This is a genomic window from Acinetobacter sp. PC34 (assembly GCF_051789135.1).
GTDB lineage: Bacteria > Pseudomonadota > Gammaproteobacteria > Pseudomonadales > Moraxellaceae > Acinetobacter > Acinetobacter johnsonii.
Map to the genome: position 1 here is coordinate 2166282 of NZ_CP196664.1, position 13006 is coordinate 2179287.

Annotated in this window: 8 protein-coding genes; 3 read left to right on the forward strand and 5 right to left on the reverse strand. The window is 43.7% G+C overall.

Features of this window, described 5'->3' with window-relative positions; genetic code table 11:
• Window positions 1-7: 7 nt before the first annotated feature.
• The 5 genes from ACSC9N_RS10585 to ACSC9N_RS10605 are packed head-to-tail and all read right to left on the reverse strand — an operon-like array spanning window position 8 to window position 8814.
• Window positions 8-1597: an ABC transporter ATP-binding protein gene (locus tag ACSC9N_RS10585; protein WP_010326361.1), complete on the reverse strand. Its 1590-nt coding sequence runs from the start codon at window positions 1595-1597 to the stop codon at window positions 8-10.
• Entirely contained in the window at window positions 1572-2585 is a 1014-nt protein-coding gene (locus ACSC9N_RS10590; protein ID WP_010326360.1) for an ABC transporter permease, read from the reverse strand. The genes ACSC9N_RS10585 and ACSC9N_RS10590 overlap by 26 nt, the downstream gene beginning before the upstream one ends.
• Complete coding sequence (gene yejB, locus ACSC9N_RS10595) at window positions 2585-3646, reverse strand: microcin C ABC transporter permease YejB (protein ID WP_058952083.1); 1062 nt, start codon at window positions 3644-3646, stop codon at window positions 2585-2587. Before yejB ends, ACSC9N_RS10590 begins: the two co-directional genes overlap by 1 nt.
• A 21-nt stretch (window positions 3647-3667) precedes the next feature.
• Complete coding sequence (locus tag ACSC9N_RS10600) at window positions 3668-5509, reverse strand: extracellular solute-binding protein (protein WP_010326358.1); 1842 nt, start codon at window positions 5507-5509, stop codon at window positions 3668-3670.
• Between the two features lie 35 nt (window positions 5510-5544).
• Window positions 5545-8814 carry a LysM peptidoglycan-binding domain-containing protein gene (locus ACSC9N_RS10605; RefSeq protein ID WP_010326357.1) on the reverse strand — a complete coding sequence of 1090 codons (3270 nt, stop codon included), beginning with the start codon at window positions 8812-8814 and terminating at the stop codon, window positions 5545-5547.
• Between the two features lie 209 nt (window positions 8815-9023).
• Here ACSC9N_RS10605 and dnaQ point away from each other — a divergent pair, with 209 nt between their 5' ends.
• The 3 genes from dnaQ to nudC all read left to right on the forward strand — a co-directional run bounded on the left by dnaQ (window position 9024) and on the right by nudC (window position 12994).
• Complete coding sequence (gene dnaQ, locus ACSC9N_RS10610; protein ID WP_010326356.1) at window positions 9024-10448, forward strand: DNA polymerase III subunit epsilon; 1425 nt, start codon at window positions 9024-9026, stop codon at window positions 10446-10448.
• A 126-nt stretch (window positions 10449-10574) separates the two neighbouring features.
• Window positions 10575-12218, forward strand: coding sequence for a hypothetical protein (locus ACSC9N_RS10615; protein ID WP_010326355.1), 1644 nt, complete (start codon window positions 10575-10577; stop codon window positions 12216-12218).
• A complete protein-coding gene (gene nudC / locus ACSC9N_RS10620; RefSeq protein ID WP_010326354.1) occupies window positions 12218-12994 on the forward strand; it encodes an NAD(+) diphosphatase in 777 nt (258 codons plus the stop codon). Before ACSC9N_RS10615 ends, nudC begins: the two co-directional genes overlap by 1 nt.
• Window positions 12995-13006: the final 12 nt, after the last annotated feature.

A 13006-nucleotide genomic window follows, 5' to 3' on the forward strand; every position in this document is an offset into this window, starting at 1 on the left:
AATGATTTTACTGATACTGACTGGCTTGAATCAATTGACGCGTATAGTCAGACTGCGGTTGCTCAAAAAGTTGTTCAGTGGCTTGCAATTCCACTACTTTGGCATGTCGCAAAACCAAAACCTGTTGGCAGAGTGCACGTACCACTTGTAAGTCATGGCCAATAAACAAATAGCTGATACCCTGCTCGTGTTGTAGACGGCGTAATAACGCCACAATCGAACGCTGCGTACTTCGGTCTAAGGCCGAAGTTGGTTCATCTAAAATCAATAGTTTAGGTTGAAGCACCAAGGCTCGTGCCAAAGCCACACGCTGCCTTTGCCCACCAGATAGCTCATGTGGATAATAGCTTTTAAATGCGACTGGCAACTCCACCTGAGTTAAGACATTCTCAATACGCTGTGTTCGCTCAAACAAAGACAAAGGCTTTAAAGTCAAACCTTCTGCAATGATCTGTTCAACACTCATGCGTGGGTTCAAACTTGCGAACGGGTCTTGAAACACGATTTGAAAATCACGACGTAGCGGACGCAATGCCTTTTGCGAGAGTTGGTTTAAATCATGTTCTCCAAACTGGATCTTTCCTCGACTTTCAATCAGCCTTGCTACGGCCAGTGCCAAAGAACTTTTGCCTGCACCACTTTCCCCAACAATTCCCAAAGAATGCCCTTGAGCCAAGCTCAAGTCCAAAGCTTCAACCGCAGCAAGATACTGTGTCGTGCGATTAAACCAGCCTTTTTTAATCGGAAATTTAACCTCAAGTTGTTTTAAGCGGAGCAAAGATGCTGCATCTTGTACGTTAATGGCTTGACCAAAAGAATGATTGAGTAGGTTTTGAGTATAAGTAGACTGCGACTGCTCAAAAATCTGCGCAACCTCTCCTTGCTCTACAACCTTACCTTGATGGATGACCACGACATCATCAGCATAGTGTTTCACCAAGTTGAGGTCATGGCTAATCAAAATCATGGCCATGTTATGGCGCTGTTGTAAAGACTTCAGCAAGTCTAAAATTTGAACTTGCAGCATGACGTCTAGTGCTGTGGTGGGTTCATCTGCAATCAAAATATCAGGCTCTTGCACCAGTGCCATGGCAATCATGACCCGCTGACGCTGCCCGCCAGACAACTCATAAGGAAAACGCTGTAACACACTTTCAGGATTTGGAATACCCACATCCTCTAGCAAGGTAATTACTCGTTGTCGCGCTTGAGCTTTCGACCAACCCTGTGACCATAAAGTCTCGGCAATGATCTTTTCCACCCGATGCAAAGAATTTAAAGCGGTCATTGGCTCTTGAAAAACCATCGCGATTTTTTGCCCACGAATCGGCCTAAGTTGCGCATCGCTCAGCTTTAAGAGATTTTTTCTGTCTAATAATAGTGAGCCTTGCACTTGTAAATCTTTCGGCAATAAACCCATCAAGGCTAAAGCACTGACCGATTTTCCTGAACCGCTCTCTCCAACCAGCGCCAAAGTCTGCCCAGCACGTAGTTCAAAACTGAGCTGATCGACTAATACCCGTTCTGAACTGTGAATGCTCAGGGCATTCACTTCAAGTATCGGAGCTGTTCTATTGGCGTCTAGGGTCAAATGCATCGCGCAAAGCCTCCCCGATATACATCAGCAACGCAAGCACAATAGCCAAGCTAAAAAAGCCAGACAGAGCTAACCATGGTGCATTTAAATTATTCTTGCCTTGTAACAAAAGCTCACCTAATGATGCCGCATCAGGCGGTAGGCCATAGCCCAAGAAATCCAGTGCGGTTAGCGCTGTAATATTGGCTGTTAAGATAAAAGGCAGTTGTGACAGACTCGAGCTGATTGCGTTAGGTAAAATATGCCGAAAAATAATAGCTCGGTTGGTGACACCTAAACTTCGCGCAGCACGGACATAGTCCAACTGGCGGGCCCTTAAAAACTCAGCACGTACCAGTGGAACTAAAATCGTCCAACTAAATAACAGCATGATTAAAAATAACCAGTAGATATTTGGGCTGAACATGCTGACTAAAATCATCACCATGAATAGCATGGGTAGCCCACCCCACACTTCTAAAATACGCTGTCCGATTAAATCGACCCAACCACCGTAATAACCTTGTAGTGCACCAATCACAATGCCCAGTACAGCTGAGCTGAAAGTCAAAACAAAACCGAACAACAATGAGACACGTAAGCCATATAATATTCGTGCCAAAACATCACGACCTTGGTCATCTGTCCCGAGCCAATTTTGCATCGTGGGTGGTGACGGTACAGGGACAGTCAAATCTACATTGGGAGTTTGATATGAATATTGGATCAACGGCCAAACAACCCAACCTTTTGCTTGAATCAGCTGTTGTACCACTGGATCTTTATATTCAGTTTCAGTTTCGAACACACCGCCAAAAGTCGTTTCAGGATGGTGTTTCAATACAGGGAAATACAAAGCATGATCATACTTAACCAACAGCGGCTTATCATTCGCGATCAATTCTGCAGCTAAAGACAGTACAAAAATACAAAGAAATAAAATACAACAACTAAGACCAAGCTTATTTTGCTTAAATCGCTTGAAACCTGCCTGTAAAATAGGTGACATCAGCCTCTCCCTTGCGAATCAAAATGAATTCGCGGATCAATCAACTGATACAACACATCGCCAATCAGACGCAGCAGCAAGCCCAACAAAGTAAAAATGAACAATGTGCCAAAAATCACAGGATAGTCTCGTTGCACAATCGCCTCAAAGCCCAATAGGCCTAAACCATCCAGATTAAATATGATCTCTATAAATAAATTGCCCACAAAGAAGTAAGCGATTAAAGCTTCAGGTAAGCCTGCCACCACAATTAATATCGCATTACGAAACACATGACCATACAACACTTGAGACTCAGTCAGGCCTTTAGACCGTGCCGTCAGCACATAAGGCTTGCTGAGCTCTTCCATAAACGAATACTTGGTGAGATAAGTCACTGTAGCAAAACCACCAATCACCATCGCTAAAAGCGGTAAAGCCATATGCCAGAAATAATCTTTAATTTTGCCCCATAGTGACAAGTCCGCAAAATTCTCCGAAACCAAACCTTGTAAGGGGAACCATTGGAAGTAAGATCCGCCTGCAAAAAAGACAATCAAGAGAATTGCAAAAATAAACGCAGGAACCGCATAAGCCACTGCCAACAGGAGCGATGTAGACTGATCAAACACTGTGCCGTGGAATCGGGCTTTTTTAATGCCCAAAGGAATCGAAATCAGATAAATCAGCAAAGCACTCCACAGCCCCAAGGACAGCGATACAGGTAATTTATCCTTAATCAATGCTGTAACGGGCTGGTCTTTAAAAAAGCTCGTGCCGAAGTCCAGTTGCGCGTAATTTTTCACCATTTCAAAGAAGCGTATATGCATGGGCTGATCAAAACCATAATGTGCTTTGATCTTTGCGAGCATTTCATCACTTAGTCCTTGCGCGCCTTGGTAGACATTTGAGCCTCCACCTGCACCGCCCAAATTACCCAAAGTTTGCATAGCTTCCGCTTGTTGAATGGCTTGCTCAACAGGCCCACCAGGTGCAATTTGGATCACAGCAAAATTGATCAGCAAAATCAGAAATAAGGTCGGAACGATCAGCAACAGCCTTTTGAATATATACATACGCATCTCAAAACCCCCTATGCCAGCTTATGGCTTGGCTGCCTGACCTAAGTACTGACTCACCTTTTTCGCCTGTTTGGCATCACTCCACCAATAATCCAAACCGACATGCAACTGTGGACTCCGTGCTGGTTTTTGATACATGTTCCAATAGGCATACCATTGATCCGCTTTACCATAGGTCGGTATTTGATAATAACCTGCACGCAACAAGCGATCTAAAATACGCGTTTGCACGACCACTTGCTTACGATCAGGCGCTTGAATCAACTGTTGAATCATCTGATCAATCACCGGATTTTGAATACCCGAATAATTATAATTTCCCACCTGATGGGCTGAAGCACTGCCCCACAGTTGCACCTGTTCTTTACCCGGTGTCAAAGACTGCGGCATCGTTTGTAGGGTCATATCAAAATCTTGAGTACGCATCCGCTCATAGTACTGCGGTGTATCAACCTGTCGAATGTTCAGCTGTATTCCTAGGCGCTTTAGATGGCGAACAAAAGGCGTAATTTCACGTACAGCATCACTCGGCTGAATCAGAAATTCAAACTGAATCGGCTTATTTTTCCGATCCAACAATTGCCCTTTGGCATTATATCTATAGCCGTTTTTTAATAAAATCTGTCGTGCGATAAGCAAATTATTTCGATTATAGCCCGATCCATCTGAAGCTGAATAACGCCAGTTCTTTAAAACGCCATCTCGCTGTACGGGATGCAATTTCGCCAAATAAGGCTTTAAGATTTTGATTTCAGCAGCCGAAGGCACACCCTTCGCCTCTAGTTCACTATTAGAAAAATAACTTTGCAAGCGTTGATATTGCCCATAGAACATCGCTTTGTTTTGCCACTCAAAGTCGTAGGCATAAGTTAAAGCTTGGCGAAAATAAATATCTTGAAAGGGCTGACGACGGGTATTAAACACAAAACTTTGCGTCGGTATCGGATTGAAATGCTTAAAGCGATATTTTTTAACGAGACCTTGTTTTACTGCAGGAAAATTATAAGCAGTCACCCATTGTCGTGCGGACTCTTCCTCATGCAAGGTATATAAACCCGCCTTAAATGCAGTAAAAGCAATATCTTTGCTACGATAATACACATAACTCACGCGGTTAAAATTATAGCGCCCTTGGTTGGCCTTTAAATCTCTGGCCCAATACTTTGGATTACGTTTATAAACAACCCTCTGCCCTGCATTGATTTTCTCTAAGAGATAAGGGCCTGATCCTAAAATCGGTTTGATCGAAGTTTTACTAAAATCTTTGCCTTGCCAGTCTTTTTTGGAATAAATTGGCATTCTGGCCACAATCAAAGGCATTTCCACATTATTCCGGGTTTTAAAATGCATTTTGACGCTGTATTTGGACAACACTTCTGTCTTGGCTAAATCTGACAAATACATCTGTAAGCCAAAATTGGATTTGCTTTGAAAGATATCAAAACTGAACTTTACATCGGCTGCGGTAACAAGACTGCCATCACTAAACCGTGCGTTAGGGTTTAAATGAAAAATGATAGCGTTAAAATTTTTCGGGTCATAGCTGACCTTTTCTGCCAGCAACGGATACATCACCGCAGGCTCATCCAAAGAACTACTCATAAGTGAGTCAAATAAATAGTTGGTTCCCTCAACCGCAGTACCGCGACCATTCATGCTGTTTAAGTTATCAAAACTCCCAATGACTGCACGTGTTAATTCGCCACCCTTCGGTGCCTGCACATTGGCATAAGGCAGATGATCCAATTGGCTGTATTTCGGCGTACCATAAGGTGCAATAAAAGGCATGGTCTGCAGTGCAGACCATGCCTTTAAAGGAATCGTTACAAGGCTGAACAGCAAGAGTGTTGTTCTAACCGTCATCGAAGCTTTCTCTGAAATTGCATTTCAACTCAATATTAGTTCGGCACCTTAATTACATCGCCAATGCGCAACTGCGTATTCGGTTTAATGTCATTGAGCTCAGCCAATTGCGAAGTGTCCATACCATAACGACTTGCCAGTCCAATTAAGGTATCGCCACGTTTTACTGTGTACTGCGTAATCAGTTTCGGGATTTGAATGGTCTGCCCAACTTGTAAGCCTGCACGTGCACTCAGGTTATTTAAACTAGCAAGCTCTGACACCGACATCCCAGCACGGCTTGCAATTGAGTTTAACGACTCGCCTGACTTCACTTTATAAGCTTCAGTTGCTCGACCTGAAGTTGCTTGTGATTTTGCTGCCACAGTTTCTGTTTTGACTGGAGCTGAATCAACATCACCTTCAATTTTCAAACGCTGACCGACACGAACATTCGCCGTCCGACTCAGGTTGTTCAATTCAGCCAAATAGTTCAGTTGCAAATGATATTTACGTGCAATGCTATTTAGGGTTTCACCCGATTTCACAACGTGAATATCGGTTGAGTTATTACTTGCAGTGGTTTGTTTTTCGACTGTTTTCGGCGTTTCAACAGCAGGCACTTCACCGGTTAATTTGAGTTTTTGACCTGCACGTAAGCCTGCTGTACGACTCATGTTGTTGAGGTCAGCAATATAATCCATACCCAAATTATATTTCGAAGCAATCGCAGTTAACGAATCTCCTGACTGAACGGTATAAGTATCTGGCACAGTTGAACCCGCAGGGATCTTAATACTTTGACCCACTTGTAAACCGCTATTGGTTGACAGATTATTGAGATCAGCCAACTCCGACAAGCTCATCTTCGACTGTGATGCAATGCTATATAATGTGTCACCACGTTGTACTTTATAACTTTCAACTTTGAACTGTGGCTCAGCTTTGACTGGAAATGCTTTGGCACTACTTGTCGTTAAGCTTTTGACATCATTGAGTGGCACATTAATTTTTTGTCCCACCAACAGGTTGCTGCCCGCATTTAAACCTGGTGTTAAATCTGCCAATTCTTGATTTGACAGCGCATAGCGGTCTGCAATCAGTTTCAGATATTCGCCACGTTTCACCGTATACGACTGGGTTGCCACTTTGGTTGGGCTGCTAGTTTTTTCATCGTTGGATTTAGTACGGGATTGAGCTGTTTCTTTTAAAGAAAGCTTTTGCCCCACACGTACACCACTCGTTACGCTTAAACCGTTATAATCAGCCAACTGTTTTAAGCTTAAACCGAACTCATCCGCGATACCGGTTAAGGTATCATTGGCACGAACAGTATAACTCTCAGGTTTAGTCTCAGCTTTCACGGTAGAACGTACTTCTACTTTTTCAGCTTGTGGCTTTGCATCATATAAATAAATCGATGTACCGACATAAAGTGTGGCATTGGCATCCATTTGGTTCCACTTCGCCACATCACGCCAGTTCACCCCATTTTTGGCAGCAATCAGCGCCAAAGTATCACCCGGTTGTACGGTATAAGTTGAACGTTTACCTTTTGGCGGAACAATTACAATTTCAGAGTCAGTCTTAACAAAATTTTTGCCTTGATTACGCTTCACTTCATCTGAATCTAAACGAGTATTGTCAGCCACAGATTTTGGATAAGCAAAACCTTTGGTTAACTCTTTACCTTGCAGCTCTGCCACAGACTGACTGGTTTGAATTGCGGTGAGCTTAATTTTACCATCTAAAGGATCCACAATTTCTGTGCCTTGAGGGGCCAAAGCTTGAATTTCAGCTACCACTTCAGCTTGCTCTGCTTTCGTCGCAACTGGTTTCAGAACTTCATCGACAGTTTTGCTTTGACCTTCAGCTTGAATTGCCGCGGTTAACTGCTCACGTTCTGCTACTGAAATTAGTGGTTCAACGGAAACTGGTTTCACTGGGGTCGCTGGCGTCACCGCAACTGGAATACGCGGCGCACTTGGAATATCGCTATTGGCAGCAAAAGCAGCCAGTGCATTAGAACCCTTAGGCGTTGAACCACGAGGCGGCGTAGAGATAGCTGCACCGCTTGACGACGTAACCACAGATGAAGTGGTAGGCTTTCCTGTTGTGGTTTTTGTGGTTGTCGTCGCTAAAACAGGTGGTGTAGTTTTCGACGGTGTGATCGCTTTGGTATTTAACCTCGGTGATTCAATTTTGCTTGGTTGAATCGTTTGGTTATTTTCAGGCAGTTTGGTATTTGCAGATGCCCACAAGCCGCCTGAACCACCCTGTAATTTTTTCAAACGTACATCCACTGAAGGGCTCAAATCCGCAGGAATTAAAATCCGCATTGGACTTGCACCATCAATCCATTCACCACGGTGTCCCGGATTTAACTGATACAGCTCGGCACGACTTAAACCGGTAATCGACGCAACTTCATTTAGACTCACCGCGCCCACAGTGACTTCTCTAAAGTGCGGACGATTGGCAATCGGCGGTAAATTGATGTTATAGGCATTTGGATTTTTAATGATCTGCGCAACCGCCAAGAAACGTGGCACATAGTTCATGGTTTCTTCAGGCAGTTTTAATGACCAATAGTCCGTCGGCAAACCTGCGGCTTTATTACGGTTAATCGCTTGTTGAATACGGCCCGGACCTGCATTATAAGCTGCTAGGGCAAGTTCCCACGAACCGAACTGGTTATATAAACTGCCCAAGAACTCATACGCAGCCCGTGTTGACTCCACCACATCACGGCGTCCGTCATATTGGCTACTTTGTTTTAAGCCATAAATACGTCCCGTACTTGGAATAAACTGCCATAAGCCGGCAGCCGCAGCACTACTGGTTGCAGCAGGATCGTACGAACTTTCAATCACAGGCAGAAGAGCCAGCTCTGTTGGTAATCCGCGACGCTCGGCTTCTTTAACGGTGTGATACAAATAACGTGAAGCACGTGCACTTAAACGATCCAAATACGGTTGACGTGAAATGAACCACCCGCGCTGTGCATCAATACGCGGATTCCAATGATCGCTGTTCATTTTAAAGCCCACGGTCATACGCTTCCAAACGTCACCGTGCTTTAACACCAACAGGCGATCCCCTTCCACCGCACGCATGTCGGTTGCAGAAAGTAAATCTTCTAAAGAATCTAGACTATTTGCGTCTAAGTAGTTTGATCCGACTTGTTTGGATTTAGATGTTTGCGTTGCACTTTGCGTCGAGGAGCAACCAGCCAGTCCAAGTGTCGCGAGAGCTGAACCGAGTACTGTAATTTTAAATAATGTCGGTAACATCGGTTGGCCAAAAATGGCAGCTGACTTATACATAAGAAAATCCAAACAACTCGTATAAAATTTATTTTTTAGATCTGCCATTGTAGTAAAGCACGCCGCAGACACAAGGCGTTAATTTAACTTGAAATCAGTATAAATGTTACAAGAAATTAAAAAAGCTGCATCTTATACACTTCTCTAGTGCATTTGCGTTATACAATGGTGCCCGCTTAGTTTTAATTTTCAGTTTACGGAAGTTGTGTATGTCACAAACAATTACCCTGTATGTCGATGGTGCTTGTCGTGGAAACCCTGGTCTTGGGGGATGGGGCGCCTACATTATTACAGAAACTGAAGAACATAAACTGTGTGGCGGTGAAGACAACACCACCAATAACCGTATGGAACTCACCGCGGCCATTGAAGGCATTCTTTTTTGCCCAACCGATGCAAAGTTGGTTGTCTGGACAGATTCAACCTATGTCAAACGCGGCATTACCGAGTGGATTACGGGTTGGAAAAAGAAAAACTGGAAAGATGTTAAAAACCCAGATTTGTGGAAAAAACTCGATGCAGCCTGCCAAGGCCGTGATATCGACTGGCACTGGGTTAAAGGCCATGCAGGTCATGAAGGTAACGAAATGGCAGATCAATTGGCAAACCTTGGTGCCGATCAAACACAGGCTCAACTTCGTCAGTCTAAAACAGCGACAACAGAACCGTCTGTAGATAAAAAAAAAGTTGAACCAGACTGGTTGTTAAACGACCCTTTTGGTTTAGGTTTCGATGACGAAGAAGCCGATGACAGCGAAGATTTAGCCGAAAGTGAAATACACGTTACAGAACAAGAGCCAAGTTTAGTCGCTGAACCAGAACTTGCTACAACAACTCAGTGTTCTATTGAACAAACGCCTGAAGTTGTGGCAAGTGTGGATTTAACACAACTCAAACAACATCCACAAATTGTGATTACTCCACGTAAGGTTGAGGTCTTTGGACCTCGACAGCTCATCCTCGATACAGAGACCACCGGTTTTTATTATCAAGATGGCGATCGCATTATTGAAGTTGGTGCGATTGAAATGGTGAACCGGAAGCTCACAGGCAGCTCTATTCATATCTACATCAACCCGAAAAAACCTGTGGGCGATTCTGAAAATGTCCACGGGATCTCTGATGACTTTTTAAAAGATAAACCGCTGTATCAAGAGATTGCTGACACTTTATTTGCCTATCTCAAAGGTGCGGAAATCATTGCGCATAATGCAAGCTTCGATATGAACTTCTTAGACATGGAGTTCAAGCGTGCAGGATTTGTTGCACTTTCTGAAGTTTGTGCAGTGACAGATACCCTCGCGATGGCAAAATCTAAGCATCCGGGGCAAAAAAACTCACTCGATGCCTTAGTTCGCCGTTACGAAATTCCACAGCGTGACCGTACCTTCCACGGGGCCTTACTGGATGCTGAAATTCTAGCCGACGTTTACTTGGCTATGACAGGTGGTCAGGTTTCCTTTGATATGGATGCCCTGTCACATAGTGAACAACAAAATGGGCAAAGTCAGCGTCAAACACTGGATATTGAACTGGCGGTAATTCACCCTTCAGCCGAAGAACTTGAAGCACATGAGACTTGGGTCAAACAATACCAAGAAAAACATGGCACACCCTGCCTTTTTGCCAAATAAATTCTAAAGTTTTTGTTAACTTTTGTATTACAAGATTTTTCAGTTAGGCTATAGTGATAAACAAGTTGCTATGCCTTCTTTGGGCCGCATATAAACACGATAAAACACTAGGATAGGTGCAGATCAATGTCTTACCAAACCTCTATTCATTTTGATCCAACGGCGCTGCTGATAATAAAAAATGAAGTGGATAACTCCATTAAGCTGGTTGAATCAGCTGTGAGCACCTTAGCGGAAGATCAGACTTTACCTTTTGGAATTGACGATGCATTAAACCAATTTGAGCAATGTGCTCAAGTGCTTGCATTGATTGATATGTCGAGCTTAGCCAAAATTGCTGAATATTCCGCAGAGCTTATGCGCAAGATCATGGGGAATCCTGCACAGATTAATACGCAAGATGTGATTGCACTCAGCGAAGGCACGACCATGCTGAAGCGCTATATTGAATTCATTTGTTTAAGAGAAGTGAAAATTCCACAGTTTTTACTCGACACCTTAAACCGTCTTGAAATTGCATTAGCAAAGCCTTTAACGCAAGAAGGTCAGCACATCGAGTCCTTACTAGACTGTATCACCCCAGATTTCAGCCTCCCTCAAGCACCAAGTCTTGAAAAATCTCAATATGTTCACCGCCTGTACAAGCTGTCTTTAAGTCAAATGTTGAAACAAGAAGAAAGCGAACTTGATTTACAAGCAATGAAATTGGTGGGCACTTATTTAGCGGGTCTAGCAGAACAAACGCCGAGTAAACAATATTGGAACTTGGTCTATGTTGCACTCAATCAAATTGAACAATTGCTCATTAATGAACCACGTTTACGCACTCTGATTAGCATCGAACGTAACATTGCACAGTTCTTTACTGCGCCTGAACGTTTCAAAGCCAGCCTCACCGATCTTGCCAACATTCTCAGCTTATGTATCAGCCAAGAAGACGAAGTGTCTCAACACATCCGTGGCAAACTCAATATTGGCGACGACCTACTCACAGATACGCAGCTGCAAGTTTTCAGTCGTCATCTGTATGGCCCAGATTTCGACACGATGCATACCATTAGTGATTTGGTAACCACCGAAATGTCGCAAATCCGCAATGACATTGAGTACAACTACCAAAACATGACCCCTGAAAAGACCCAAGAGCTCCAAGCAAAACTGGTCGATTTGGCGAACATTTTCAAAGTATTGAACTTAAATGAAGCGCATAATGACTTAAACCGTCAAGCAGCATCACTTAGTCAAGCAGATATGCTGAAAGATGAAGGTTTTGCGCAGCAGTTGATGAACGTGATCTTGTCGGCAATGAACTCGATTGGCGTGTTAGAACGTCACCATACTTCAAGCCGCCTACAGCTTCGTGTGAACAACATGAATATTTCACTAGACCGTTTAGATGAAGCCCATGCTGCTTTATTGACTGAGACTAAAACGTCTATTGACTTAAGTAGTCAAGCGTTGGCGCAATATCAGCAAGAACAAGATTTAACTGCTCTTGAGAATACTCCTGCACAACTACGTGAAGTTGCTGGCGCAATGCTGTTCTTAGGCGCTGAAAATGGTCAAACTGCTCTGAATCTTTCAGCAGATTTTGTGCAACAACAAATCACGGCTGAAACTGCGCTCACTGCCGCTCAGGTGAATCATGTACTTGATGCTCTCGCAAGTGCAGATATGCTGATTGATAACTTAAAAAACAAACAGCCTGTATTACACAGTATGTTTGATGTAGCATTGAACAGTAGCCAAAAACTAAAGACTGTTGCCTAATGTCAGAACTTTCACTTGCTTATATTTTCCACCAACAACAATTGTTGGTGGACCATAACTTTCAATTGCCTCGTGTAGAAAAGCTAGCAAGTGATTTAAGTTTTCACTCGGATGATCAAGTGATTGCCCGAGACCTGCTAGACAATGAGCCGATTCCTGATGGCTTAGAACTCATCCCAATTCGCCAGTTGCTTCCACTCTGGAGCACCAAACAATTCGAACAGGCCAGCCGAGCTATTCAACTGTTAGAATGGCGTCGCAATCATAAATTTTGTAGTCATTGCGGCCACGCCACAGAAGCGCATGCCAGCGAATATGCCATGATCTGCCCTGCCTGCGGTTATCATCAGTATCCACGAGTACAACCCTGTGTTATCACCGTCATTACACGAGGTGAAGATGAAATTCTGTTGGCAAAAAATGCGCGTAATACCCGTAGCAATATGTATGGGTTGATTGCAGGCTTTGTTGAAGTCGGTGAAACCTTAGAAGAAGCGGTACGCCGCGAAACCTTGGAAGAAGTCGGCATTCAAGTTAAAAATATTCAATACTTGGCGAGTCAGCCTTGGCCTTTTCCAAGTAACTTAATGATTGCGTTTAAAGCAGAATACGCATCGGGTGAGCTTTGCTTACAAGAAGAAGAAATCAGCGATGCCCAGTTCTTTAAGTTTGATCAATTGCCTGAAATTCCGTTCAAAGGCAGTATTGCACATGCCATGATCATGCATGCGACAGAAGGCACAACGGTCGCAGATGATACACGTGAGTGGCTGTAAGCTCACTCACCA

Coding starts and splice junctions, on each gene's coding strand:
- ACSC9N_RS10585 (WP_010326361.1), bottom strand. CDS start 1,597: ATGCATTTGACCCTAGACGCCAATAGAACAGCTCCGATACTTGAAGTG.
- ACSC9N_RS10590 (WP_010326360.1), bottom strand. CDS start 2,585: ATGTCACCTATTTTACAGGCAGGTTTCAAGCGATTTAAGCAAAATAAG.
- yejB (WP_058952083.1), bottom strand. CDS start 3,646: ATGCGTATGTATATATTCAAAAGGCTGTTGCTGATCGTTCCGACCTTA.
- ACSC9N_RS10600 (WP_010326358.1), bottom strand. CDS start 5,509: ATGACGGTTAGAACAACACTCTTGCTGTTCAGCCTTGTAACGATTCCT.
- ACSC9N_RS10605 (WP_010326357.1), bottom strand. CDS start 8,814: ATGTATAAGTCAGCTGCCATTTTTGGCCAACCGATGTTACCGACATTA.
- dnaQ (WP_010326356.1), top strand. CDS start 9,024: ATGTCACAAACAATTACCCTGTATGTCGATGGTGCTTGTCGTGGAAAC.
- ACSC9N_RS10615 (WP_010326355.1), top strand. CDS start 10,575: ATGTCTTACCAAACCTCTATTCATTTTGATCCAACGGCGCTGCTGATA.
- nudC (WP_010326354.1), top strand. CDS start 12,218: ATGTCAGAACTTTCACTTGCTTATATTTTCCACCAACAACAATTGTTG.